This is a genomic window from Ensifer sp. ZNC0028 (assembly GCF_000799055.1).
Classification (GTDB): Bacteria; Pseudomonadota; Alphaproteobacteria; order Rhizobiales; family Rhizobiaceae; genus Ensifer.
In genome coordinates this window covers 18,495-43,163 of sequence record NZ_JTLA01000038.1, presented here as the reverse complement: position 1 = coordinate 43,163, position 24,669 = coordinate 18,495, and the positions used below count along the sequence as shown (strand labels likewise).

21 protein-coding genes and 1 tRNA gene are annotated in these 24,669 nt (G+C 63.1%); 10 read left to right on the top strand and 12 right to left on the bottom strand.

The window, feature by feature from the left end; genetic code table 11:
- The first annotated feature begins 244 nt into the window (after positions 1-244).
- Both L981_RS10270 and L981_RS10265 read left to right on the top strand, forming a co-directional pair.
- Complete coding sequence (locus tag L981_RS10270; RefSeq protein ID WP_043614832.1) at positions 245-835, top strand: ankyrin repeat domain-containing protein; 591 nt, start codon at positions 245-247, stop codon at positions 833-835.
- 27 nt (positions 836-862) lie between these two features.
- Positions 863-1,366, top strand: coding sequence for a YHS domain-containing (seleno)protein (locus tag L981_RS10265; RefSeq protein ID WP_043614829.1), 504 nt, complete (start codon positions 863-865; stop codon positions 1,364-1,366).
- 27 nt (positions 1,367-1,393) lie between these two features.
- Here L981_RS10265 and L981_RS10260 read toward each other — a convergent pair whose 3' ends face one another.
- Positions 1,394-3,613, bottom strand: a complete 2,220-nt coding sequence (locus tag L981_RS10260; protein ID WP_043614827.1) for an adenylate/guanylate cyclase domain-containing protein — start codon at positions 3,611-3,613, stop codon at positions 1,394-1,396.
- Between the two features lie 187 nt (positions 3,614-3,800).
- Between L981_RS10260 and L981_RS10255 the strand changes: the two genes are divergently transcribed.
- The 3 genes from L981_RS10255 to L981_RS10245 are packed head-to-tail and all read left to right on the top strand — an operon-like array spanning position 3,801 to position 7,127.
- Positions 3,801-5,219 (top strand): DUF1254 domain-containing protein, encoded by a 1,419-nt coding sequence (locus L981_RS10255; protein ID WP_082005963.1) that lies wholly within the window; start codon positions 3,801-3,803, stop codon positions 5,217-5,219.
- Positions 5,220-5,235: 16 nt separating this feature from the next.
- On the top strand, positions 5,236-6,261 hold the full coding sequence (locus tag L981_RS10250) for a DUF1254 domain-containing protein (RefSeq protein ID WP_043614823.1): 1,026 nt from the start codon (positions 5,236-5,238) through the stop codon (positions 6,259-6,261).
- 38 nt (positions 6,262-6,299) lie between these two features.
- Entirely contained in the window at positions 6,300-7,127 is an 828-nt protein-coding gene (locus tag L981_RS10245) for an alpha/beta fold hydrolase (protein ID WP_043614820.1), read from the top strand.
- Between the two features lie 48 nt (positions 7,128-7,175).
- On the opposite strand, the gene metH is transcribed toward L981_RS10245, so the two are convergent.
- The 4 genes from metH to L981_RS10225 form a co-directional block, all read right to left on the bottom strand.
- Positions 7,176-10,946, bottom strand: coding sequence for a methionine synthase (gene metH, locus L981_RS10240; RefSeq protein ID WP_043614817.1), 3,771 nt, complete (start codon positions 10,944-10,946; stop codon positions 7,176-7,178).
- A gap of 166 nt (positions 10,947-11,112) precedes the next feature.
- A complete protein-coding gene (locus L981_RS10235) occupies positions 11,113-12,267 on the bottom strand; it encodes an AGE family epimerase/isomerase (RefSeq protein WP_043614815.1) in 1,155 nt (384 codons plus the stop codon).
- A 9-nt stretch (positions 12,268-12,276) separates the two neighbouring features.
- On the bottom strand, positions 12,277-12,771 hold the full coding sequence (locus L981_RS10230; protein WP_043614812.1) for a heme-degrading domain-containing protein: 495 nt from the start codon (positions 12,769-12,771) through the stop codon (positions 12,277-12,279).
- A 5-nt stretch (positions 12,772-12,776) separates the two neighbouring features.
- Positions 12,777-13,673 (bottom strand): ROK family protein, encoded by an 897-nt coding sequence (locus tag L981_RS10225; protein ID WP_043614809.1) that lies wholly within the window; start codon positions 13,671-13,673, stop codon positions 12,777-12,779.
- Between the two features lie 241 nt (positions 13,674-13,914).
- On the opposite strand from L981_RS10225, the gene L981_RS10220 reads away from it, so the two are divergent.
- Both L981_RS10220 and L981_RS10215 read left to right on the top strand, forming a co-directional pair.
- Positions 13,915-13,991 (top strand) — tRNA-Arg (locus tag L981_RS10220).
- Positions 13,992-14,045: 54 nt separating this feature from the next.
- Entirely contained in the window at positions 14,046-14,582 is a 537-nt protein-coding gene (locus tag L981_RS10215; RefSeq protein WP_245281613.1) for a GNAT family N-acetyltransferase, read from the top strand.
- 7 nt (positions 14,583-14,589) lie between these two features.
- Here L981_RS10215 and L981_RS10210 read toward each other — a convergent pair whose 3' ends face one another.
- Entirely contained in the window at positions 14,590-15,492 is a 903-nt protein-coding gene (locus tag L981_RS10210; protein WP_043614805.1) for a LysR family transcriptional regulator, read from the bottom strand.
- A gap of 112 nt (positions 15,493-15,604) precedes the next feature.
- Between L981_RS10210 and L981_RS10205 the strand changes: the two genes are divergently transcribed.
- Positions 15,605-16,327, top strand: coding sequence for an SDR family NAD(P)-dependent oxidoreductase (locus tag L981_RS10205; RefSeq protein ID WP_043614802.1), 723 nt, complete (start codon positions 15,605-15,607; stop codon positions 16,325-16,327).
- Between the two features lie 284 nt (positions 16,328-16,611).
- Positions 16,612-16,881 carry a hypothetical protein gene (locus tag L981_RS10200; protein WP_043614800.1) on the top strand — a complete coding sequence of 90 codons (270 nt, stop codon included), beginning with the start codon at positions 16,612-16,614 and terminating at the stop codon, positions 16,879-16,881.
- Positions 16,882-16,922: 41 nt separating this feature from the next.
- On the opposite strand, the gene L981_RS10195 is transcribed toward L981_RS10200, so the two are convergent.
- The 3 genes from L981_RS10195 to L981_RS10190 all read right to left on the bottom strand — a co-directional run bounded on the left by L981_RS10195 (position 16,923) and on the right by L981_RS10190 (position 18,456).
- Positions 16,923-17,291 (bottom strand): VOC family protein, encoded by a 369-nt coding sequence (locus tag L981_RS10195; RefSeq protein WP_043614796.1) that lies wholly within the window; start codon positions 17,289-17,291, stop codon positions 16,923-16,925.
- A gap of 125 nt (positions 17,292-17,416) precedes the next feature.
- Positions 17,417-17,578: a Thivi_2564 family membrane protein gene (locus L981_RS34450; RefSeq protein WP_089044368.1), complete on the bottom strand. Its 162-nt coding sequence runs from the start codon at positions 17,576-17,578 to the stop codon at positions 17,417-17,419.
- Between the two features lie 155 nt (positions 17,579-17,733).
- Positions 17,734-18,456 (bottom strand): META domain-containing protein, encoded by a 723-nt coding sequence (locus L981_RS10190; protein ID WP_043614794.1) that lies wholly within the window; start codon positions 18,454-18,456, stop codon positions 17,734-17,736.
- 207 nt (positions 18,457-18,663) lie between these two features.
- On the opposite strand from L981_RS10190, the gene dxr reads away from it, so the two are divergent.
- Positions 18,664-19,839, top strand: coding sequence for a 1-deoxy-D-xylulose-5-phosphate reductoisomerase (dxr, locus tag L981_RS10185; RefSeq protein ID WP_043614843.1), 1,176 nt, complete (start codon positions 18,664-18,666; stop codon positions 19,837-19,839).
- 45 nt (positions 19,840-19,884) lie between these two features.
- Here the strand turns inward: dxr and hemA are convergent, their stop codons facing one another.
- The 3 genes from hemA to L981_RS10170 all read right to left on the bottom strand — a co-directional run bounded on the left by hemA (position 19,885) and on the right by L981_RS10170 (position 24,586).
- Positions 19,885-21,099, bottom strand: coding sequence for a 5-aminolevulinate synthase (hemA, locus tag L981_RS10180; RefSeq protein WP_043614792.1), 1,215 nt, complete (start codon positions 21,097-21,099; stop codon positions 19,885-19,887).
- 328 nt (positions 21,100-21,427) lie between these two features.
- Positions 21,428-22,225, bottom strand: a complete 798-nt coding sequence (locus L981_RS10175; protein WP_043614790.1) for a xanthine dehydrogenase family protein subunit M — start codon at positions 22,223-22,225, stop codon at positions 21,428-21,430.
- 15 nt (positions 22,226-22,240) lie between these two features.
- A complete protein-coding gene (locus tag L981_RS10170) occupies positions 22,241-24,586 on the bottom strand; it encodes a xanthine dehydrogenase family protein molybdopterin-binding subunit (protein ID WP_043614787.1) in 2,346 nt (781 codons plus the stop codon).
- Between the last annotated feature and the right edge of the window lie 83 nt (positions 24,587-24,669).

Here is a 24,669-nt window from a genome sequence, read left to right as displayed (position 1 = left end):
CCCGCTCGGCCAGGCGGCCGACGCGCTCCAGCCGATGTTCTCCACGCCGATCATCGCGCCCATTCCGAGCGCGATCGGCCGCATGCTCGACCTGATGCAGGTCGCCGCCTGACAGGCATTCCTCCCCGCAGACACCCAAAAGGAGTATGGATCGGGCGGCGCTAATGCCTGTTTCCGCCGGCCTCGCTGTGGTATTTTCGCCCTTCCTAATTGGCGAGACCGAAGCTGGGGCGGAGGTTACGCGATGAAATCTCTCTTTGCTTCGCTGGCCGCGGTGGCGTTCTTCGCCGCGGCGGCGAACGCGGGTCCCTTGCATGACGCGGCACGGGACGGCGACACGGAACGCGTCAAACAGTTGCTCGATCAGGGAACCGACATTACCGAGCCCGATGCGGCCGGTGAACCGGCACTGTTGATTGCCGCTCTCAAGGGGCGCGCCGAGGTCGTCGCCCTTCTCATCGACCGCGGCAACGACATCGAGATCCGCAACAAGGGCGGTCTCACCGCACTGCACGCCGCGGCCTATGGCGGCAATCTCGAAACCGTCAAACTGCTCGTCGCCAAGGGTGCTGCAGTCAACGACGTCTCCAATTTCTACAAGATGTCGCCGCTGCACGCTGCAGCCGAAGAGGGCCACGCCGAAGTGGTCGCCTTCCTCTTGGCCAACAAGGCCGACATCGAAGCCAAGGAGCGCAACGGCTACACGCCGCTCACCCAAGCCGGCTGGCGATCCTATTGGCCGGCCGCCGAACTTCTGCTGAAGGCCGGCGCCACCTGCCAGAAGGCCGAACTGGTCGGCGACTGGCTCTACGGCGAATGCACGAAACGGCAATAGATCAGATCCGGAAACGGAGGAAACGGCATGTCTCGACACTCCATACGATTTGCAATCGCGGCGACGGCGGTCCTGCTTGGCTCCGCCATGCCGTCGCTGGCGGAAGAGCCCGTCAACACCGGCTACTTCGGTGACGTCGCAATCAAGGGCTACGATCCCGTCGCCTACTTCACCGAGAACAAGGCGGTCGAAGGATCACCCGAGTTCAGCTATCGCTGGCTCGGCGCCACCTGGCAGTTTGCGAGCGCCGAACATCGCGACCAGTTCATCAAAGAGCCGACCCGCTACGCACCACAATATGGCGGTTACTGCGCCGATGGCGTTTCCTTCGGCACGGTCACGACCAACATCGATCCCAAGGCCTGGCGCATTATCGAGGACAAGCTCTATCTCAGCTACGATCCGGGTGCGGCCGACGGGCTGGTGAAGAACCCGAACAAGGTGGTCGATTCGCGCAAGCACTGGTCCGAGGTCGAGCAGACGCTGCTCACCGAAAAGGCCAACATCAACTGGACGCAGCCCCGGCCCTGAAGGCCGGCGGCTCGACGATGACAACCGTCACTTCTCGATCGAGAAGAACTTCAGCGACTGCGGCGTGACATTGATGTAGTCCGCCGGGCGCTCGCCCTTGGCCGTATTGCGGTAGACGTAGCCGCAGACCATGCGGTCGAGGAAATAGCCGTCGTATTTCTCGCAGAGCTGGTTGCCCTTCACCTCGATGCGGCCGGTGATGTTGGTGTTGCTCGTGCGGTAGGCGGTGTTGCCGTCCCTGTCGAAGAACTGTGCAAAACTCGTGCCGTTCTTGTGCACGCCGACCCAGGTCTTGTCGCTGGTCAGTTGCTTGAGTTCGGCCGGCCCAAGCCGGTCGCCACCGGCACCGATAAAGCCGAAGGGCCATTCGGGAATGCCGGCCACGCGCAGGCCGAAGAGGTGGCGATAGAGATCCTCCTGGGGCCAATAGTCATAGAGATAACCGTAGTAGGTGAGGTTGGTGTCCGGGAAGAGCTTCAGCAGTTCAGCCGCCTCAGCCGCCGCACTCTGCTGATCACCGCGCTGGGCATAGGCCGACGCCAGATACTCCCGCACCGCTTCGACCTTCGGCAACGATGCGCCGGCCGCTTCGATCAGCGGGATTGCCTTCTCCAGGTGGCGCGCGGTGTAGTAGACGATGCCAGCGAGCAACTGCAAACTTGACGAAGGCGACGGATCGAGCCGCAGCGCCCGCGCGATATCATCGACCGCCTGCTCGTGTTCGCCGGTCTGGGCCAGCACGAGCGCCAGATTGGCCAGTGCCTCCGCGTCGTTCGGTTGCGCCGAGACGGCCCGAAGCGCCGATTCCTTGGCCTCGAGCGGACGGCCGTCGACGAGTTGCAGCAGCGCCAGAACGGTATGGGCGCGGGCGTTGTTGGCATCGAGCTTCAGCGCCTCGCCCGCCGCGTCATAGGCGATCTTGCGCGCCACGGCCGCCGACCAGAGATAGTTGTAGTCGTTGCGCCAGACGTCGACGGCGACCCGGGCGATACCGGCATGCGCGTCGGCGAACTTCGGATCGAGATCGATCGCCCGCTGATAAAAGGAAAGTGTCTGCCGATAGGTGTCGACGTCTCGCCAGATCAGCCCCTGCTGTTCTGCCCGCATGTAATTGTCGTAGGCCTCGAGATTGTCTGTCGGTATGCGCGCCAGCTGATCACGTTCGCCCTCACTGAGCTTGACCTCGAGCGCTGCGATGATCTTGCCGATCACGTCGTCCTGAACCGCAAAGAGATCGGCATATTGCCGGTCGTAGCGCTCCGCCCAGAGCGAAAGACCGCTCATCGCATCGATGAGCTTGACGTTGATGCGCAGCCGCTGATCGGCCCGCTGCAACGTGCCCTCCAGCACGTAGTGCACGCCGAGTTCGGCAGCAACGTCCTGGATCTTGTCGGTACTGCCCTTCAGCGCGAACACCGAATGACGCGCGATGACAAAGAGGCCGGACACTTTCGAGAGTTCTGTGATGAGATCGTCCGTCAGCCCCTCGGCCAAGTGGTCGTGGTCGCTGTCGCCGCTGACATTGATGAAGGGAAGCACGGCAACCGAAGGCTGATCCGGCAACGGGTAGGCGAAACGTTGCGCCGGACCTGGCGAAGGGATCAAGGTCCAAGGCTGCCACCAGGCGGCCGCGGCGGCCAGCGCAAGCACCACGAGCCCAAGCAGCAGGCTCCTCAACCAGGAACCGTTGCGCCCGCTCTTCGCGACGATGGTCTTGCCGGCCGCGTCGGGATCGAGAAGCACGCGATAGACGCGAATAGGTTCGGAAAGCCCCTTGACCGACTGGCGCCCAAACGAGGCAAAGCCGACTCTCAGTTTGGAGCCCACCTGATCATAGGCCGTGCCCGAAATCGCAATGCCGCCCGGCTCGGCGAGCCCCTGGACCCGATCGGCGATGTTGACGCCGTCACCATGGATGTCGTCCCCCTCGACGATGATGTCGCCGAGATTGATGCCGATGCGGAAGTCCAGCCTCTCGCCGTTTGGCGCCTTGTCAGCGTCCACCTCCGCCTTGCGCCGCTGGATCTCGACCGCGCATTGGGTTGCATCGACAACGCTGCGGAATTCGACGAGCAGGCCATCGCCCATCGTCTTCACCAGACGCCCGTGATGCTCGCGGAAAAGCGGTTCCAGGATATTGGAAAGGTCCGACTGGAAACGAAGGCGCGTGCCTTCCTCGTCCAGCCGGCTCAAGCGGCTGTAACCGACGACATCCGCGATCAGGACGGCAGCGAGACGGCGCTCCATCGACGAGCTCTCAGCGTACGACGTACTCCAGCGACAATGTTACCGCAGCTTGGCGGGCGGCGCCATCGGCGCGCGTGGCGAGACGCATCGACGTGGCGAGACGCATCGACCAGGCCGTAACCGTTACGTACTTGCAGGACCTCGCTGAAGTGCCACGATTACAGGCGATCATCCGAGGGAATATGCCATGCTCAAAAGACGGTCACTACTGATGCTCGGCGCGCTTGCAACGGCACTGCCGGCACTCAGAATGACAGATGCGGGCGCTGCCGATAGCGGCCTCACGGCCGAAGAGGCGCGCGCCATCGCCAAGGATGCCTATATCTACGGTTTCCCGCTCGTCGACAGCTATCGGGTGCAGCATTCCTATTTCGTCGATCGCGGCGGTGCGGAGTTCAAGAGCGGCTGGAACACGCTGAACAACACCGCACGGGTTTACACGCCCGAGGACAAGGCGATCCAGACGCCAAATTCCGATACGCCCTACTCCTTCCTCGGCGCCGACCTGCGCGCCGAGCCGCTGGTCCTGACAGTGCCTGCGGTCGAGAAGGAGCGGTACTACTCGCTCCAGTTCGTCGACATGTACACCTTCAATTTCGCCTATGTCGGCAGCCGCGCGACGGGCAGCGAGGCCGGCAGCTTTCTGCTGGCGGGACCGGGCTGGAAGGGCGAAACGCCTCCCGGCATCAAGACAGTGATCCGCTCGGAAACTGAATTCGCCTTCGTGCTTTACCGCACGCAGCTCTTCAACCCCGGCGACATCGAGAACGTCAAGAAGATCCAGGCCGGCTACAAGGTCGAGCCGCTGTCGACATTCCTTGGTCAGCCGGCACCAGCGCCGGCCGTGGCCGTCGATTTCGTGAACCCGCTCAGTGCCGAGGAGGAGAAGAGCTCGCCGGAGTTCTTCAGTATCCTCAATTTCGTGCTCGGTTTTTGCCCGACCAGCCCGTCAGAAACCGACCTGATGGAGCGCTTCGCCAGGATCAATGTCGGCGGCGGCAAGCGCTTCGACTTCGACAGGTTTTCTCCTGATATGCAGCAGGCGATCGAAGGTGGAATCGCCGACGCCTGGGCGGCTTTCAAGGAATTCAAGGAAACCGAACTCGATACCGGAAAACGAACGAGCGCCGACAGCTTCGGCACGCGGGAAGACTTGAACGGCCGCTATCTCGACCGCATGTCGGGCGCCGTGCTTGGCATCTACGGCAACTCCAAGGACGAGGCGATCTATCCCGCCTACTTCACCAGCGACGACAAGAAGCCGCTTTCGGGTGAGAATCGCTACACGCTGCGCTTCGAGCCGGGGCAACTGCCACCGGTCAATGCCTTCTGGTCGCTGACGCTCTACGAACTACCGGCGAGCCTGCTCTACGCCAATCCGCTCAACCGCTACCTGATCAACTCGCCGATGCTGCCGGACCTGAAGAAGGACGCCGACGGCGGCGTGACGCTCCACATTCAGAACCAGAACCCGGGCCCCGACAAGGAGGCCAACTGGTTGCCCGCCCCCACTGGCCCGTTTTTCATGGCGATGCGCCTCTACTGGCCGAAAGCCGATGCGCTCGACGGCAAATGGAAAGCGCCAGCCCTGCACCACGTCAATTGATCGCCGAGGACCTGACATGACCAAATCCAGTATCGCCATCGCCCTGACCGCGGCCCTTGTCGGCATCAGCCCGCTGACGGCAAGCGCCGCCGAGCCCGTGACCGTCGGCGTCGACAACTTCATTCGCGCCGAGAGCGACATGTATGCGGCAAGCATGGTCAAGGACGGCGCCTTCGGCAAATTCCTGCACCGGCGCGAACCAGCCTCGATCGACAATCAGACCGTTATCCGCCTCAACCGCGACACACTCTATTCGTCGGCCGTGTTCGATCTGGACGCCGGGCCTGTTACCATCACCCTGCCGGACGCGGGTAAGCGCTTCATGTCGATGCAGGTGATCAACGAGGATCACTATGTGCCCGAGGTGGTCTACGGTGCCGGCGAAACGACGCTGACGAAGGAAAAGGCCGGCACGCGCTACGTCGTCGTCGGTATCCGCACGCTGGTCGATCCCGCCGACAAGAAAGATATCGCCGAAGTCCATGCGCTGCAGGACGCGATCAAGGTCAGCCAGAAAGATGCAGGCAAATTCGAGGTTCCGGCCTGGGATCCAGCCAGCCAGAAGAAGGTGCGCGAGGCGCTGCTCGCACTTGGCGCGACGATGCCGGACTTCAAGAAGGCCTTCGGCACCAAGGAGGAGGTCGATCCGATCCGCCACCTGATCGGCACCGCGACCGGCTGGGGCGGCAACCCGGACAAGGACGCGACCTATCTCAACGTCACGCCAGCCAAGAACGACGGCAAGACGGTCTACAAGCTTGCCGTCAAGGACGTGCCGGTCGATGCGTTCTGGTCGGTCAGCGTCTACGATGCGCAAGGCTTCTACGAGAAGAACGCCTACGACGCCTATGCAATCAACAATGTCACGGCGAAGAAGGCGGACGACGGCAGCGTCTCGATCCAGTTCGGCGGCTGCGACCGAGAGATCGTCAACTGCCTGCCCGTGGTCGACGGCTGGAACTACACCGTGCGGCTCTACCGGCCGCGCAAGGAGATCCTCGATGGCTCCTGGCACTTCCCCGAGCCGCAACCGGTGAACTAGGCTTCCCGTCTCGCGGAACAGGCTGCGGAGGCCCGCGCATGGAATTCAGGGATGACGACCTTGCGGTTTTCGCCGAGCACGGCGCGACGCCCCTGCCGGCAGCCGTTGTCACGGGCCATGTCGAGAACAATGGCGCGCGCATCTGGTTCGCAACCTATGGATCGGGCAGGCCCGTCATCCTGCTGCATGGCGGTCTTGGCCACAGCGGCAACTGGGGCTTTCAGGTCCCGGCACTGCTTCAAGCCGGCCACCGTGTCATCCTGATCGACAGCCGCGGCCATGGCCGCAGCACCCGCGATGAAAGGCCCTATTCCTATCAGCTGATGGCCTCGGACGTGTTTTCCGTCATGGACAGGCTGGATCTTCAGAAGGCCGCCTTTGCGGGCTGGAGCGACGGCGCCTGTATCGCGCTCGTTCTCGCCTCCATGGCGCCGGAGCGCGTAACCGGCGTCTTCTTCTTTGCCTGCAACATGGATCCAAGCGGCACCAAGGACATCGAGCCGAGCCCAATGCTCGACCGTTGCTTCAGCCGCCATGCTGAAGACTACCGCGCGCTGTCGGCAACGCCCGGCGATTTCAGCGCCTTCGTCGATGCCGTCAGCACGATGCAGAGGACCGAGCCGAACTACACGGCGGAAGATCTCGGCAAGATCCATGTGCCGGTCGTGATCGTCCAAAGCGAAAACGACGAGTTCATCCGGTACGAGCATGCAGACCATCTCGCCAGCAGCATTCCCGGCGCCGCATTCATCCTTCTTGATGACGTCAGCCACTTCGCTCCGCTGCAGCGGCCCGACCGCTTCAACGCCGCGCTCACGGCTTTCCTTGCCGCGCTCGATGACGAGCCCGAAGACGACGCGCAATGACAGCAATGACGAGCCCTTGTCGGCTCGTCATCACTCACTCCAGCGGCGTTATTCAGCCGCTTCGGTCTCCGGCATCGGCACATAGTTGAGGATCGGCGACAACCAGCGCTCGACCTCGCGCACCGGCATACGCTTGCGCTCCGCATAGTCTTCGACCTGATCGCGCTCGACCTTGGCGACACCGAAGTAATAGGCTTCGGGATGGCCGATATAGAGGCCGGAAACCGACGAACCCGGCCACATCGCATAGCTCTCGGTCAGGCTGACGCCGATCGTTGCTTCCGCGTCGAGCAGCCGGAACAGCGTCGCCTTTTCCGTGTGATCGGGCTGGGCCGGATAGCCCGGCGCTGGGCGGATGCCGGCATAGGGCTCCGCGATCAGCTCCACCGGCGTAAACGTCTCGTCGGCCGCATAGCCCCAGAGTTCGGTGCGCACATATTCATGCATGCGCTCGGCAAAGGCCTCGGCAAACCGGTCGGCCAGCGCCTTCACCATGATCGAGGAATAATCGTCGTTGGCGCGCTCGAAGCGCTCGGCGATCGCCACTTCCTCGATGCCGGCCGTCACCACGAAGCCGCCGACATAGTCGTTGGAGCCGCTATCGGCAGGCGCGACGAAGTCGGAGAGCGCCACGTTCGGGCGGCCGTCGCGCTTCGAAAGCTGCTGGCGGAGCGTAAAGAAGGTCGCAAGCTCTGACACGCGATCCTCGCCGGTAAAGAGCCGGATGTCGTCGCCAACCGTGCCAGCCGGCCAGAAGCCGACGACCGCCTTCGGTGCGAACCAGTTTTCGTCGATGATCTTCTTGAGCATCGCCTGCGCATCATCGAACAGCTGCCGGGCGGCCGCCCCTTGTGCCTCGTCGTCGAGGATCTTCGGGTAGACGCCCTTCAGCTCCCAGGTCTGGAAGAACGGCGTCCAGTCGATATAGCGGGCGAGTTCGGCGAGATCCCAGCTTTCGAACACACGCGTGCCGAGGAAGGACGGCGCCTTCGCCTGGTAGCTCGACCAGTCGATCCGATGCTGGTTGGCGCGCGCCTGCGACAGCGGCAGTCGGCGCTTTTCCGCCTCGTTGCGGGCATGGGCGTCGGCAACCTTGCGGTACTCGGCTCGCACCGTCTCCATGTAGCTGTCGCGCGCTTCCGGCGACAGCAGGCTCGAAACGACGCCGACGGCGCGGCTGGCATCGGTGACGTAGACCGTCTGGCCGCGGTCGTAACGCGGATTGATCTTGACCGCCGTATGCACGCGGCTGGTGGTCGCGCCGCCGATCAGAAGCGGCACGTCGAAACCTTCGCGCTCGAGCTCGGAGGCGACATGCACCATCTCGTCGAGCGACGGGGTGATCAGGCCGGAAAGGCCGATGATATCCACCTTCTGCTCGCGCGCCACTTCGAGGATTTTCGCCGAAGGCACCATGACGCCGAGATCGATGATCTCGTAATTGTTGCAGGCAAGCACGACGCCGACGATGTTCTTGCCGATGTCGTGCACGTCGCCCTTGACTGTGGCCATCAGGATCTTGCCGGCGCTCTGGCGCGCCTCGCCGCCATTGGCAAGCTTCTCCGCCTCCATGTGCGGCAACAGAACGGCAACCGCCTGCTTCATGACGCGCGCGGATTTCACCACCTGCGGCAGGAACATCTTGCCGGACCCGAAGAGATCGCCGACGACGTTCATGCCGGCCATCAACGGGCCTTCGATGACGTGCAGCGGCCGGGCGGCCGCAAGCCGCGCTTCTTCGGTATCGGCCTCGATGTACTCGGTGATGCCGTTGACGAGTGCGTGTTCGAGGCGCTTCTCCACCGACCATTCGCGCCAGGAGAGATCCTTCTCGCGGCCTTGAGCCCCGCCCTGGCCGCGATAGCGCTCGGCGATCTCAAGCATGCGCTCGGTCGAATCGGCGCGGCGGTTGAGCACCACGTCCTCGCAGGCCTCGCGCAGATCCGGATCGATCGCGTCGTAGACGGCCAGCTGGCCGGCATTGACGATGCCCATGTCCATGCCCGCCTGGATGGCATGGTAGAGGAACACCGCGTGCATCGCCTCGCGCACCGGCTCGTTGCCGCGGAACGAGAAGGAGAGGTTCGAGACGCCGCCCGACACATGCACATGCGGCAGGGTCTTGATGATCTCGCGCGTCGCCTCGATGAAGTCGACGCCGTAGTTGTTGTGTTCCTCGATACCCGTCGCAACAGCAAAGATGTTCGGATCGAAGATGATGTCTTCCGGCGGGAAACCGGCCTGCTCCGTCAGCAGCTTGTAGGCGCGGGTGCAGATCTCGACCTTGCGCGCCTGCGTATCGGCCTGGCCGACCTCGTCGAAGGCCATGATGACGACGGCGGCGCCATAGGCGCGGCAAAGCCGGGCGTGGTGCAGGAACGCCTCTTCGCCTTCCTTCATGGAAATGGAATTGACCAGCGGCTTGCCCTGAACGCATTTCAGGCCCGCCTCGATCACCTCCCATTTCGACGAATCGATCATCACGGGCACGCGGGCGATATCCGGCTCGGAGGCGACGAGGTTCAGGAACTCGACCATCGCCTGCTTCGAATCGATCAGGCCTTCGTCCATGTTGATGTCGATGATCTGGGCGCCGTTTGCGACCTGGTCGCGCGCGACATCGAGCGCTGCCGAGTAGTCGCCGGCAGTGATCAGCTTGCGGAACTTCGCCGAGCCGGTGACGTTGGTGCGCTCGCCGACGTTGACGAAGGGAATGTCAGAGGTGAGCGTGAACGGCTCCAGGCCGGAGAGCCGCATCAGCGGCTCGACCTTGGGGATCTCGCGCGGCGGATGCTTGGCAACCGCCCTGGCGATCGCGCTGATATGGGCGGGCGTCGAGCCGCAGCAGCCGCCGACGATGTTCAGCAGCCCATCGCGCGCAAACGCTTCCACCTGCGCCGCCATCTGCTCCGGCGTCTCGTCATACTGGCCGAACTCGTTCGGCAGGCCGGCATTGGGATAGGCGCAGACGAAGGTATCGGCAACGCCCGAGAGTTCGTCGATATGGGCGCGCATGGCATTGGCGCCGAGCGCACAGTTGAGCCCGATGGTGAAGGGTTCGGCGTGGCGCACCGAGTGCCAGAAAGCGGTCGGCGTCTGGCCCGACAGCGTGCGGCCCGAGAGATCGGTGATCGTGCCGGAGATCATGACCGGCAGGTCGATGCCCTTCTCCGCGAAGACTTCCTTGGTCGCAAAGATCGCCGCCTTGGCATTCAGCGTGTCGAAGATCGTCTCGATCAGGATGATGTCGGCGCCGCCGTCGATCAGGCCGCGGATCTGCTCGGCATAGGCGACGCGCAAATCGTCGAAGGTGACGGCGCGATAGCCGGGATTGTTGACGTCGGGCGAAATCGACGCCGTGCGGTTCGTCGGCCCGAGCGCACCGGCGACGAAGCGACGCCGGCCATCCTCGGTCTCTGCGCGCTTGGCGGCACGGCGCGCCAGCCGGGCGCCGTCACGGTTGAGCTCATAGACCATGTCCTCCATGCCGTAATCGGCCTGGGCGATGCGGGTCGAGGAGAAGGTGTTGGTTTCGAGGATATCGGCGCCGGCGATCGCATAGGCGTAGTGAATGTCCTCGATCGCCTTCGGCTGGGTCAGCGTCAGAAGATCGTTGTTGCCCTGCTGGTGACAGGCGCAGCCGCCGAATCGGTCGCCCCGGAAATGCTGCTCGATGAAGCCGAGCTGCTGGATCTCCGTACCCATCGCGCCATCCATGATCAGGATGCGTTCGCGCGCAGCCTGGGCCAGCGCCCGCTTGATCTCGGAGCCATCCGGCTTGGAGGAAACATCGCCGAAAAGGGCGTCGATGGCGGACATGGGAAATCTCCCGTTCTGAAAACGACAAACACGAAGCCAAGTCAATCACATAAAGATATCTTTATGTCAACATATGCGGCAATCACATTTGCCCCTCAGAGCAAAGAAAATGGCCCGCCGCAATTGCGACGGGCCATAACAAAAGCGGATACTCTGGATCGGCAAATCAGAGCCGGGCCAGGCAGTCCTCGGTTTCATAAATGGCGCAAAGGATGTGGTAGAAGCTGCTCGCCGGCGCCGACTCCTCGACGAAGCTGCCGTCGGCCTGCTGCTTGTCGCGCCAAAGGCCCGCGACCGGCGTCGCCAGGAACGTCTGAAGGGCCGCCGCTGCCCGCGCGGCCGAAGCAAGATAACGCTCGCGCTCGGCACCATTGGTGAGTGCGGCAAAGCGCACGGCCGCCTTCAGCCACTCGGTCTGCGGCCAAAGCCTCGCGATCGGATCGGCCACCGACAGATCGTCGAGAAGCGTCATGATCGCGACGTTGCGGTTCGCGCAGATGCCGTGGGCCTCACCGATATCGAACAGCCGCCGGGCCTTGACGATCGCCTCGGCGCTGCCGCGCCGCTCCGCCCAGCGCAAAAGCAGCCACGCCCATTCGAACAGATGTCCGGGCTCGACGATCCGGCCCTTTTCGCCTGCCATCGGCGCCCAGTCGTGATCGAAGAATTCGCGCAAAACACCGCTCTCGGCATCGATGAAATAATCCATCGCCAGATGCGCAATTTCATCGGCAAGGTTCGCCCAGCCAACCCGATCGAAGCCCTCGACCGTCTCGCTCGCCAGGCATGCCTCGAAGAGATGCATATGCGGATTGGAGCAGAGCGGCAGGCGCGAAGGATTGTCTTCCTCGAAGCCGGCGACCGGATGCTTGGCATGCGCCTCGATCCGCGCGCGAAGGTCATTGCTGCGCTCGATCATCTCGGCCTTGCGGGCCGGCACGACCTCGCCCAGATAGGCGAAGGCAAGCAGCGCGAAGGCCTGGTTGTAGAGGTCGAAGGATGGATCGAGCAGATTGCCATCGGCATCGGCGAGCGCACCGTAAAAGCCGCTTGGCTGCTTGAAAATGCGATCGAAATAGGCGAGCCCGCCTTCGGCGGCACCCCGCCAGTCGCCTGTCCAGCCGCGCCGGCCGGCTTCCGCGAAGCAGTAAACCTGCCGGGGCTGAACGCGCGCACGCCGGTTGGCGCGGGTCGGCTCGCCCGCCATATCGATCGTCTCGACGAAACCGCCTGAATGATCGACGCCCTTGTCGCGCCAGAGCGGCAGCGCCTTGTCTGCCAGCCAATCAGACAGCACGCGTGATTGCGAAAGAATATCCAATGCCAATTCTCAGTCCTCGAGCTTCAATGCGCCGTGATCCTTGCCGAGCAAGGCCGAGAGCGCTTCGACCACCATGTTGTGGTCCTCGCGTTGCGGCAGGCCGGATACGGTGACGGCACCGATACAGCCGGTGCCCTTGACGACGATCGGGAAGCTGCCGCCATGCGCTGCATAATCGGCATCGGCCAATCCGAGCTTCGCCTGCAGATTGGTCTGTGCCTTGGCAAGCTCGCGACCGGTGGCGTAGCTGCTCTTGAACAGCCGGAACACGGTATTGCGCTTGCGGCGCACCCAGTTCGGATTGTCAGGCGTCGCCCCGTCGAGCGCGGCATAAAACACCTGCATCGAGAAGAGCGTGATGTCGATGACGACGCCAAGCTTGCGCTCGGCCGCCATCTTGCGCAGCAGCGTGCCAAGCTCCCAGGCCGTATCCAGATCGAAGCGCTCGAACTGCAATTCCTGTTCCTGCCGCGCGATGCGGGCGAGGTCCTTGTCGATATTCATGGGGTTCAGTCCTTCCAGAGCCAGGCCGCGCCGCGCACGCCGGAGCTGTCGCCGTGCAAGGCCTTGCGAATGGGCGTTTCGAACGTGTCGCCGAAGAGGTAATTGACCACGCGCGGCGGAACGTCCTGATAGATCTCGTCGACATTCGACATGCCGCCGCCAAGCACGTAGACGTCCGGGTCGACGATATTGGTCAGCAGCGCCAGGCTGCGCGCCAGCCGGTCGACGAAGCGCTCATAGACGCCCGTTGCCACCGGGTCGCCCGCCCGCTTTGCCTCGATGATGTCGCGCCCGCGCTTTTCAACACCGGTCGTGAGACGGTAGTCCAGTTCGACGCCAGTACCGCAGGCATACATGTCGAGACAGCCGTGCTTGCCGCACCAGCATTTGTGGCCGGGATATTCGTCCTTCGTCATCCAGGGCAGCGGATAGTGGCCGATCTCGGCGGCAACGCCCTGGTAGCCGGCATGCACCTTCTTGTCGATCGCAAGGCCGCCGCCATGGCCGGTGCCGACGATAACGCCAAAGACCACGTGCTCATTCTTGCCGGCGCCATCGACCGCCTCCGAGACCGCCAGGCAATTGGCGTCGTTGGCAAGCCGGACCGGACGGCCAAGCGCCGTTTCGAGGTCACGCCCAAGCGGCTTGCCATTGATCAGCACCGCATTGGAATTGCGCACGATGCCGGTGCGCGGATTGGGGCTGCCGGGAATGCCGATGCCGACCGAGCTCTGTTCGCCCGCCGTCTGCTCGGCGGCGGCAACGAGATCGAGAACGGCGCGAATGCAATCGTCATAGCCGCTGGTCGGGGTCGAGACGCGATGACGGGCGCGCGTTCCGCCATCGCGGCCGAGCGCGATGACTTCCATTTTCGTGCCGCCCCAATCTATTCCGATGAACATATCTGGATCAGGTCTCTGATGAAGGTCTCAATGGGGAGCGCCAGCTTCCTCGGGCCGGCGCTTGCTTTGCTTAGCATTCGGAAGACGTGGAAGACCAGCCCCCGTTTCATCGTCGTTTTCAAGCCTGCCGATCTGTGGCAACACCCCGCCCCGACGAGACGGGGCCGCCCGCATTTCCTCGGGCATGCACGCAAAAACACTTGGCGAAGAGCCCTTGCTTTTGTATGGGTGCTATCCAAGTGGTCCCGTAGCTCAGCAGGATAGAGCACCAGATTCCTAATCTGGGGGTCCCGCGTTCGAATCGCGGCGGGATCACCATTCTCCAAGACCCCTGTTAATCGAACTGGACGCGGCGCGCGCCGTGCTGACGCCGTGGATGACATTAAAGCTACCCCCTCCGGAGAAAACACGGTCCAGCTGCTTGTGACCTATATGGAAATGCTCGAACGCCCGGCGGGCGATGCGTTTCCGGCACCGATCGCGCACGCGGTGGTTACGTCCGAACGTCCGGATGCCGCCGCGTTTCTTTCGCTCTATCGCGCCGTCGGCGAACCATTGCGCTGGGATCAGCGACTACGCATGCCCAGAGCAGATCTCGACGATTTTCTCGGCAACCTTTCGACGGGCCTTTACATTCTGCGCCTGGATGGCCGGGCGGTCGGGCTCTGCGAATTCGACCGCGTCGATACGCACGATGTCGAACTCACCCATTTCGGCCTGATCCCGGACGTTTACGGCCAAAGGCTGGGGCCATTTCTCCTCGACAATGCGCGACGCGCCGTCTGGAACCGTGGTGCAAACCGGATCTGGTTGCATACCGACGAATGGGACCATCCGAAGGCGCAGGCGACCTATCGCCGTGCTGGGTTCAGCATCTTCGCGCAAAAGCTCGAAGAGATCGTGCCCTAGCGCATGCTCACCGAAGCGGCTGCCACGCCGGGCCGCGCCAGGCTTTGAGTTCCTGCAGAAACACCTGCAGTCGTGATGGCAGGAAGCGCCGCGTCGGATAGACCGCGTGCACGAAAACATCCGGCGCCGACCATCCCGGAAGCACGCGCACGAGCTTGCCGCTCGCAAGCAGACCGTCGCAGAAGATCGGCGGCAACCGGCCTATGCCGTGGCCACGCTCGGTCATGGCGCTCGCCGATTGGATATCGTGGACCGACACCGCGCCGGTCACGCGCAGGCTAGCCGTTTCGCCACCTTTGACCAGATGCCATTCTGCCTCGTTGCCCCGAGCATTGACCAGGACGCAGCGATGGCCGCTCAGGTCTTCGGGGCGCGATGGGGTGCCATGTTGGTCGAGATAGTCGGGCGCGGCCACTAGGAAATGGGTGCTTCGGCCCAGGCGCTGCGCGACAAGCGACGAATCGCGCAATTCACCGAACCGCACCGCGACGTCGATGTTTTCGGCAACGAGGTCCATGAACATGTTGGTGACGAGCAGATCGACCTCGATCTCGGGATAGGTCTTCAGAAATGCGGACAGGAAATCGAAGAAAGGCGGCTGCCCGAGGGTCATGGGGACGGTGACCCGCAGCAACCCTTCCGGCCTTCTCTGCGCCTCGCTCAGCACCCGCTCCGCATCGCGAAGCTGCTTCAGTGGTTCGCCGCATTCCGCATAATAGGCGCGGCCCTGCGCCGTGAGACTGAGCTTGCGCGTCGTGCGCTGGATGAGCGTGACGCCCAGTTGCGCCTCAAGGGCCGTAACCTTGCGGCTGACGGTGGAGACCGGCATGCCGAGCGAACGTGCCGCCCGGCTGAAACTCTCGAATTGGGCAACGGCGGCAAAGACCGCGATATCGTTCAGATCGACCATGCGATAATTTTTGCATCACTGGAAAAGTAATTCCAGATATTTCCGTCTAATCGCACAATCCAGCGGCAGCCATATTGATCTCACCGAAACCGTACAACCACGGAGAGATCATATGACAAACAAAGTCGCCATCATCACCGGTGCATCCCAGGGCATCGGCGCGGGCCTCACAAACGCTTTTCTGGCAGAGGGCTATAGCGTCGTCGCAACCTCGCGCAATGTCAGCCGATCGCGCGAAATCACCGAATCGGACCGGCTGGCGCGGGTCGACGGCGATATCGCCGATCCGGAGACGGCGAAACGCGTGGTGGAAACGGCGATCGACCGCTTCGGCTCGATCGACGCGCTGGTCAACAATGCCGGCATCTTCTTCACCAAGCCCTTCGTCGAGTATACCGCTGACGACTACCGGCACCTGAGTGCCACCAACATCGAGGGGTTCCTCCACACGACCCAACTCGTCATCAAGCAAATGCTGGCCCAGAAAAGAGGCGGCAGCATCGTCAGCATCACGACTCCGCTTGCCGATCGCCCGATCGCAGGCATGAACGCCTCGGTCGCCATGCTGACCAAGGGCGGCATCAACGCCATCTCGAAGAACATCGCCATGGAATACGCAAGGGACGGAATTCGCGTCAACGTCGTCGCGCCCGGTGTCGTCGACACGCCGCTTCACAAGGACAATCCGCGGGATTTCCTCAACACGCTTTCGCCGATGCACAGCATTTCCAGCGTCGAAGAGATCGTGGATGCGGTCCTGTTCCTGATCCGGGCGCCGCGCATCACCGGGGAAGTGCTGAACGTCGACGGCGGCGCGCATCTGGGCAAATGGTAAGGCGGCAGCACCCGCGGCTGGCGCAGAGCAGCGGAGGGGAAAAGAACTGCGCTGACGTCATGCGCCTGTCACGAACCCCAGCTAAACAACACTCACATCTTCCTGATGACCACGGATGAACTGGCATCGACGGAAGGTGATGAGGAAGGTCGGGTTTGCCCCGGCCTTTTTTGTTGGGCCGGGTTTTGCTCCCTCAGTCATGATCGCAAGATTGCCTTGCCGAAGCCGCCTGCTTGACAGGAGATGCAGTCTGCCTGACGGTGCGCGCATGACGGGAGGACACCATGGGTAAGCTTCTGCAAATCATCGGCATCGTCATCATCCTGGCCGCACTGGCCGCTGCGATCGCGCTACTCGCTACCGATCCGGCAACGGCGCAGCTTCGGGCGCTGGTCGTGCTCCCTTGGGCCTTGAGCGCGATCCTGAGCGGCATCCTTCTCGCGGCTTTTGGCTCGATGCTGCGCCAGCTCAGCGCAATCCGCGCCGCGACCGAGCATCAGGCCGCCCTGTTCCAGGCCATCCTTGACCGCAGGGCGCCGACCGCCGCGCAATAAGCGCTGCTATTCCGCGATCGGCCCGCCGAAACCTGAAAATTTCAATCATCGGGCCTGCATACGCGCAGGCGATGACCATCGGGATCGAGCGCGACGAAGGTACGGCCAAAGACGGCGGTCTTCAGCTCCTGCTCGATCGTGATCCCTTTGCTGCGCCACTCCGCGTAAAGGCGCTCGACCTCAGCATCGTCCTTCACCATGAAGGCGATTTCCGAGCGATGGCCGGTACCGGACGAGACGAAATCCCTCGCGCCCGTGGACCACAGACTGAACGTCAGCCCGTTTTCGAGTTCGAAGGCGACATAGGTCGGGAAGGAGGCAACGGGTTCGCGTCCAAAGAGGTCGGTATAGAACGCGGCGCTTTTTGCCGGGTCTTCGACATAGAACAGGATGAGGTTCGGTGACAGCATCGTCGGGTCTCCATTTCGATGCCCGACCCTAGGCACTGCCGCTGTCAGATCCTGTCAGCATCGATCAGACAGCCAAAGGCCGCCGGGTCTTGCGATCCGGCGGCCTTTGGCTGGAAGGCGGCGCGTCAGAAGACGGCCAGGTATTTCAACAGAGAGATGATGCCGATGATGATGACGATGATCTGGACGATCTGCTTGGCGCGCGCGTCGAGCGGCAGCCGCTGGACGAGATAGAGCACCAGCACGATGACGAGGAAGGTAATCAGAATTCCGATAAGCAGCCCCATGGAACACTCCCATTTTGCACACAACAGCGCCGCGATGGCGTCGGGATTGTAACTAGGACGCGAAGGAAAAAGTTCCAATCGAGGCGACAACTTATGCCACTGGTCCACCCGGGCGCTGGCCGCGCCTTGTGCTTCCGATCAGGCGAAAAGCCGGCTCAGGATGCCGGCTTGCAGGCGATGCCCTGATCCTGGTCACCTTTCGTCGCGTCGAAAAGCGTCGCCTCTTCGCCCTTCGTCCACCAGACATATTGCCCGCCGGCATATTTGGCTCCGGACGCAGCCATCACGTTTGAGGCGACGACGAACGTGCCGTCGATGGTGAAGGTCACCAGTGAAACCGGGCCGGCGTTGATGTACTCCGCCTCGATCGCCTTGCCGCCGCAATCGTAGCGGACCGATTGCCGATCCACCGTATCGGCTCCCGGAATGCGGATCGTCACGTCAGCGCCTTCCGACGCTGCCGCCATCGATGCCAGCTTCACGGCAGTGCCACCACCCCCCTTGTCAAGCACGAGCTTCGATCCTTCCACCGACCAGGAAAGCTCTGAACGCAGCGCTTCCAGGAACTTCTGCTCCTGGTTCATCACCGCCGGCACGCACATCTTGCGTGTCGATGCCGCCGGGCCGAAGGTGATCTTCGAGCCAGAGAGACTGAAAGTACCGGTGAAATGGTTGCAGCCAGCCATGCCGCCATAGGTGCCGTCCTCGCGGATCTCCAAGGTCGATTGAAGATTGTCGATGACCCCACCTCCACCGATATCTTCGGCAAGCCAGGTGCCGACGATCTGCTGCGGCACGTTCTCGGCCGCGACCGGCTGCATCGAGGCCATCTCGATCGCCACGCAGGCGCAGGAAACGGCGGTCATGATTTTCAGCATCGCGAACTCCTTCGGCCCGACTCAAGGCACCTGATTCTTAGCCCGCGGACGAGACGGAATGAAGACCGCGCCCTTGTTGCCGGCGGATTTCGCCTGTAGAGCCTAGCAAACAACATAAAAAACTCGGATCGATCTCGTGCAGATCATGCGCCCGCGGCAAAGTCTCAGCCGGGCATCCCGTCCGAAAAGAAGAACATGGGTATTGGCATGGCATCCCGCGACAGTGCGAAGCGCCGACTGACGATCCTCGGCTCGACCGGCTCGATCGGCACCAACACGCTCGACGTCATCGAGCGACTGGGTGGTCGCGAGCGCTTCGACGTCGTCGCCGTCACCGGCAACGGCAACATTCCCCTGCTTGCCGAGCAGGCCGTGAAGGCCGGCGCCGAACTCGCCGTCACCGCCAACGAGAGCCAGTATGAAAACCTCAAAGCGGCGCTCGTCGGCACCGGCATTGCGGTTGCCGCGGGCAAGAGCGGTCTGATCGAGGCGGCCGAGCGGGACGCTGACTGGGTGATGGCCGCGATCGTCGGCAATGCCGGTCTCGCCCCGACGCTTGCTGCCGCCCGCCGCGGCGCCGACATCGCGCTCGCCAACAAGGAGTGCCTGGTTTCCGCCGGCAGCCTGTTCATCGATGCGGTGAAAAAAGGCGGCGGTCGGTTGCTGCCGGTCGACAGCGAACACAACGCCATCTTCCAGGTGCTGGAAGAGCATCAGCGCCATGCGGTCGAGCGCATCATCCTGACGGCGTCCGGCGGTCCGTTCCGCACCAAGACGCTCGAAGAGATGCGTCACGTCACGGCCGACGTGGCGCGCGCCCACCCCAACTGGTCGATGGGCCTGAAGATCTCGATCGACAGCGCCTCGATGTTCAACAAGGCGCTGGAGATGATCGAGGCGAAGCACCTCTTCGCACTCAGGCCCGAGCAGGTCGAAGTGATCGTGCACCCGCAGTCGGTGATCCACTCGATGGTCGGCTACACCGACGGCTCGGTGCTGGCCCAGCTCGGCTACCCGGATATGCGCACCGCCATCGGTTATGCGCTCTCCTATCCGAGCCGCTGCAGCCTACCGATCGAGCGGCTCGATTTCGCCAAGCTGTCGCGCCTCGATTTTGAGGCGCCGGACGAAGTGCGCTTCCCGGCGATCCGGCTTGCCCGCCGGGCGATGGTCGAGGGTGGCGTGCAGGGCGCGGTGCTCAATGGTGCCAAGGAAACGGCGCTCGACGCGTTCATCGCCGGCCGCACCGGCTTTCTTGCCATGGCCGAGATCGTCGAAAAGGTGATGGACAAGCTCGCGGACCTGCCGGCCGCCGCGACGATGGACGACGTCTTTGCCGCCGACGAAAAAGCCCGGCACTTGGCGGCCGGGCTGCTTCAGTAATTCGGAGCTTTCCAACCGGCGCGCATGGCGCCGGCAAAAATGGCCTTACGCGACAGCGCGAGCCAGCGCACAGCGCGACCACAGCGAATGCAGCGCACCGACGAGATGGTCGATGTCGGCGTCCGAATGCAGCGGCGTCGGCGTGATGCGCAGACGCTCGGTCTTCTTCGGCACAGTCGGATAGTTGATCGGCTGGACGTAGACGCCGAAATTGTCGAGCAAGAGGTCGGAGATCCACTTGCACTTGGCGGCATCGCCCACCATGACCGGGACGATATGGCTCGGGTTCGGCATGTGCGGAATGCCGCGCTGGTCGAGCAGCGAGCGCAGACGACGCACGCGCTCCTGGTGCGCGAAGCGTTCGACCTGGCTTTCCTTCAGGTGACGGATCGAGGCAAGCGCGCCGGCGGCGAGCGTCGGCGGCAGGGCCGTCGTGAAGATGAAGCCGGATGCGAACGAGCGGATGAAATCGCAAAGTGCTGCCGAGCCGGTGATGTAGCCGCCCATGACGCCGAAGGCCTTGCCGAGCGTGCCTTCGATCACCGTCAGGCGGTGCATCAGGCCTTCGCGCTCGGCAATGCCGCCGCCGCGCGGGCCGTACATGCCGACAGCATGCACTTCGTCGAGATAGGTCATGGCGCCGTACTTGTCGGCGAGGTCGCAGAATTCCTTGATCGGCGCGATATCGCCGTCCATCGAATAAACGGATTCGAAGGCGATCAGCTTCGGCGCGCGCGGATCGGCAGCGGCGAGCTTGGCTTCGAGGTCAGCGACCGAATTGTGTTTGAAGATGACGCGTTCGCACTTGGAGTGACGGATCCCCTCGATCATCGAAGCGTGATTCCCGGCGTCCGAGAAGACGATGACGCCAGGAATCTTCGAACAGAGCGTGCCGAGCGCTGCCCAGTTGGACACGTAGCCCGAGGTGAACAGAAGCGCCGATTCCTTGCCGTGCAGGTCCGCGAGCTCGCGCTCAAGCAGGACGTGGTAGTGGTTGGTACCGGAGATGTTGCGGGTGCCGCCGGCGCCGGCGCCGCATTCGTCGATGGCGCGCTTCATCGCCTCGGTGACGACGGAATGCTGGCCCATGCCGAGATAGTCGTTCGAACACCAGACGGTGACGTCCTGAACGCCCTGAGCCGTGTGGCGCGCGGCCTTCGGGAATTGGCCGCGATGACGCGCGAGGTCTGCGAAAACCCGGTAACGGCCTTCCTGATGCAGCCCGTCCAGCTCGTTCTTAAAGAAATTTTCGAAATCCATCATTTTCTCCAGTGCCCGGCCGCTTTTCTTCAATCAAAGCGACCTGGGGTCAACCTCGGAATGCCCGGCATCTGCCAACTGCGGCAAAAGGCCCTTGAAGCGCTGCCTGCCCAGTAAGTGCATCCGAGATGATCTAGCATTTTTGAGCCTGAGCATCTTCGCTGCTTTCACTGAAACCGTTTCAACGGGAACAGCCCTAGTTTTGAAACATTCCAAAGAAAGCCTTAGTGCATGTTCATCACGTCAAGCTTGATCGAAGTCAAGCAAGGATGAAAAAAGGACGGCCGAGGCCGCCCTTTTTCGATATTTGTGTGGCGGCAAAGGCCGGTCATGCCGCAGCCACGGCGCGTTTGGCCATGACCTTCACCAGGTTGGCGCGATAGGCCGCATCCGCGTGAAGGTCGGAGAGCAGGTCCGACGCGCTGACATTGATGCCAGCGAGCGCGTCCGGCGACCAGTTGGCGGAAAGTGCGGCCTCCATCTCCGCCTGACGGAAAACGCCGTCTGCGCCCGCACCGGTGACCGCGACCCGGACCTCGCCATTGTCGCGCTTGGCGACGAAGACACCGGTCATGGCGTAACGCGAGGCCGGGTTGGCGAACTTCTGGTAGGCGGCCTTGGCAGGCGCGTCGAAGGTAACGGCGACGATGATCTCGCTGTCTTCCAGCGCCGTTTCGAACAGACCGGTGAAGAAATCGTCAGCGGCGATCTCCCGCCGGTTGGTGACGATCGTCGCACCGAGCCCGAGCATCGCCGCCGGATAATCGGCGGCCGGGTCGTTGTTGGCGATTGATCCGCCGATTGTGCCCATGTGCCGCACATGCGGATCGCCGATATGGCTGGCAAGGCTGCAGATTGCCGGACAGACAGCTTTGAGTGCGGCCGACGAGGCCACCTCGTAGTGGGTGGTCGCCGCCCCGATCCGCACCGATCGGCCGTTGACCGAGATGCCCTGCATCTCGGCGATATGGCGAAGGTCGATCAGGTCGCTCGGCGACGCCAGCCGCTGTTTCATCGTCGGGATCAACGTCATGCCGCCGGAGACATATTTGCCTTCGCCGGCCGCTTCCATTCGGCTGACGGCGTCCTGAACCGAGGACGCCCGGTGATATTGGGTCTCGTACATGAGGTGTCCTCCTGTTCACTTGGCCGCGTGCGCCGCCGCCCACACCTTGTGCGGTGTTGCCGGCATGGTGAGCGCGTTGTTGCCGATGGCGTCGGTGATGGCGTTGATCAGCGCCGGTGGCGAGCCGATCGCGCCGGCCTCGCCGCAGCCCTTGATGCCCAACGGATTGTTCGGGCAGGGCGTGTTTGAGGTCGAGACCTGGAACGACGGGAGATCGTCGGCGCGCGGCATGGCGTAGTCCATGTAGCTCGCCGTCAAAAGCTGGCCCGAGGCATCGTAGTGCACGCCTTCGAGCAGCGCCTGGCCGATGCCCTGCGCGAGCCCGCCATGCACCTGTCCCTCGACGATCATCGGGTTGATGATGTTGCCGAAGTCGTCGGCGGCGACGAATTGGATGATCTTGGTCCGGCCCGTTTCCGGATCGACCTCCACCTCGCAGATGTAGCAGCCGGCCGGGAAGGTGAAGTTGGCCGGGTCGTAGAAGGCCCCTTCCTTCAGCCCCGGCTCCATGCCGGCAGGCAGATTGTGAGCGGTATAGGCGGCGAGCGCCATCTGGAACCAGGGCACCGCCTTGTCGGTGCCGGCGACCTTCAGCTCGCCGTTCTCGATGACGATGTCGCTCTCGTCCGCCTCCATCAAATGGGCGGCGATCTTCTTCGCCTTGGCTTCGACCTTGTCGAGCGCCTTGACGACAGCCGACATGCCGACGGCACCGGAGCGCGAACCATAGGTGCCCATGCCCATCTGCACCTTGTCGGTGTCGCCATGCACGATGTTGACGCTGTCGAGCGGCACGCCGAAGCGGTCGGCGACGAGCTGGGCAAAGGTCGTCTCGTGCCCCTGGCCATGGCTGTGCGAACCGGTCAGCACCTCGATCGTGCCGACGGCATTGACGCGCACCTCGGCCGATTCCCAAAGGCCGACGCCGGCGCCGAGCGACCCCACGGCTGCCGACGGCGCGATGCCGCAGGCCTCGATGTAGCAGCTCATGCCGATGCCGCGCTTCATGCCGCGGCCGGCCGCTTCCGCCTTGCGGGCGGCAAAGCCGTTCCAGTCGGCCGCCTTCATCGCCGCTTCGAGCGAAGCGTCGTAATCGCCGGCGTCATAGTTCATGATGACAGGCGTCTGGTGCGGGAAGGAGCGGATGAAATTGATCCGACGCAATTCCGCAGGCGAGACGCCGAGTTCGCGTGCCGCCGTCTCCATCGTGCGTTCGAGCAGGTACGTTGCCTCCGGCCGTCCGGCACCGCGATAGGCATCGACCGGCGCCGTGTTGGTGTAGACCGTGCGGACGTTCGCGTGGATCGCAGGGATATCGTACTGCCCCGACAGCAGCGTCGCATAGAGATAGGTCGGCACCGCCGAGGAGAAGAGCGACATATAGGCGCCGAGATTGGCGACCGTGTCGACCTTGAGCCCGATGATGCGGTTGTTGGCGTCGAAAGCCATCTTCACCTTCGACACGTGGTCGCGACCATGCGCATCGGTGAGGAACGCTTCGGTGCGATCGGACGTCCACTTGACCGGAACGCCCGTGCGCTTCGACGCCCAGAGACAGACGATCTCCTCCGGATAGATGTAGATCTTCGAGCCGAAGCCGCCGCCGACATCGGGTGCGATCACCCTCAGCTTGTTTTCCGGCGCGACATTATAGAAGGCGCTCATCACCAGCCGGGCCACGTGCGGGTTCTGGCTGGTCGTGTAGCAGGTGTAGTGATCGTCGCCGGCGTCGTAGATGCCGAGCGCCGCGCGCGGCTCCATCGGGTTTGGCGAGAGCCGGTTGTTGTGGATGCTGATCTCGGTGACATGCGCCGCCGCGCCGATTGCCTTGTCGGTTGCCGCCTCGTCGCCGATCTGCCAATCGAAGATCAGGTTGTTCGGCGCTTCCGGATGAAGCTGCGGCTGTCCCGCCTCCAGCGCCTTGGAGGCGTCGATGACGACGGCAAGCTCCTGGTACTCGACGACAACGGCCTCGGCCGCGTCACGCGCCTCGGCGACGCTGTCGGCAACGACGATCGCCACCGCATCGCCGACATAGCGCACGGTCTCGTGCGCGAGCGGCCGCCAGGCGCCCATCTTCATCGGCGATCCGTCCTTGGAATGGATCATCCAGCCGCAGATCAGGTTGCCGATACCATCGGCGAGCAGCTGCTTACCGTCGAGCACGCCGAGCACACCCGGCATGCCCTTGGCCGCCGACGCGTCTATCTTCACGATCTTCGCATGCGCGTGCGGGCTGCGCACGAAGACTGCATATTTCATTCCCGGCACGGACATGTCGTCCGTATAGCGGCCCTTGCCGGTCAGGAACCGCTTGTCCTCCTTGCGCGCCACGCGCGCGCCAATGCCTTCAACGCCCATTGCCTATCTCCTCCCGAGATATCCAGCGACAGTCCCGACGGCCATGCGTCGGTTCTGGGTGACATGCGTCAGGGGCGAGGTCC

Excerpts from the sequence above, each read along its gene's own strand:
- L981_RS10270 (WP_043614832.1), top strand. The coding sequence starts at position 245 with ATGAAATCTCTCTTTGCTTCGCTGGCCGCGGTGGCGTTCTTCGCCGCG.
- L981_RS10265 (WP_043614829.1), top strand. The coding sequence starts at position 863 with ATGTCTCGACACTCCATACGATTTGCAATCGCGGCGACGGCGGTCCTG.
- L981_RS10260 (WP_043614827.1), bottom strand. The coding sequence starts at position 3,613 with ATGGAGCGCCGTCTCGCTGCCGTCCTGATCGCGGATGTCGTCGGTTAC.
- L981_RS10255 (WP_082005963.1), top strand. The coding sequence starts at position 3,801 with ATGCTCAAAAGACGGTCACTACTGATGCTCGGCGCGCTTGCAACGGCA.
- L981_RS10250 (WP_043614823.1), top strand. The coding sequence starts at position 5,236 with ATGACCAAATCCAGTATCGCCATCGCCCTGACCGCGGCCCTTGTCGGC.
- L981_RS10245 (WP_043614820.1), top strand. The coding sequence starts at position 6,300 with ATGGAATTCAGGGATGACGACCTTGCGGTTTTCGCCGAGCACGGCGCG.
- metH (WP_043614817.1), bottom strand. The coding sequence starts at position 10,946 with ATGTCCGCCATCGACGCCCTTTTCGGCGATGTTTCCTCCAAGCCGGAT.
- L981_RS10230 (WP_043614812.1), bottom strand. The coding sequence starts at position 12,771 with ATGAATATCGACAAGGACCTCGCCCGCATCGCGCGGCAGGAACAGGAA.
- L981_RS10225 (WP_043614809.1), bottom strand. The coding sequence starts at position 13,673 with ATGTTCATCGGAATAGATTGGGGCGGCACGAAAATGGAAGTCATCGCG.
- L981_RS10210 (WP_043614805.1), bottom strand. The coding sequence starts at position 15,492 with ATGGTCGATCTGAACGATATCGCGGTCTTTGCCGCCGTTGCCCAATTC.
- L981_RS10205 (WP_043614802.1), top strand. The coding sequence starts at position 15,605 with ATGACAAACAAAGTCGCCATCATCACCGGTGCATCCCAGGGCATCGGC.
- L981_RS10200 (WP_043614800.1), top strand. The coding sequence starts at position 16,612 with ATGGGTAAGCTTCTGCAAATCATCGGCATCGTCATCATCCTGGCCGCA.
- L981_RS10195 (WP_043614796.1), bottom strand. The coding sequence starts at position 17,291 with ATGCTGTCACCGAACCTCATCCTGTTCTATGTCGAAGACCCGGCAAAA.
- L981_RS34450 (WP_089044368.1), bottom strand. The coding sequence starts at position 17,578 with ATGGGGCTGCTTATCGGAATTCTGATTACCTTCCTCGTCATCGTGCTG.
- L981_RS10190 (WP_043614794.1), bottom strand. The coding sequence starts at position 18,456 with ATGCTGAAAATCATGACCGCCGTTTCCTGCGCCTGCGTGGCGATCGAG.
- dxr (WP_043614843.1), top strand. The coding sequence starts at position 18,664 with ATGGCATCCCGCGACAGTGCGAAGCGCCGACTGACGATCCTCGGCTCG.
- hemA (WP_043614792.1), bottom strand. The coding sequence starts at position 21,099 with ATGGATTTCGAAAATTTCTTTAAGAACGAGCTGGACGGGCTGCATCAG.
- L981_RS10175 (WP_043614790.1), bottom strand. The coding sequence starts at position 22,225 with ATGTACGAGACCCAATATCACCGGGCGTCCTCGGTTCAGGACGCCGTC.
- L981_RS10170 (WP_043614787.1), bottom strand. The coding sequence starts at position 24,586 with ATGGGCGTTGAAGGCATTGGCGCGCGCGTGGCGCGCAAGGAGGACAAG.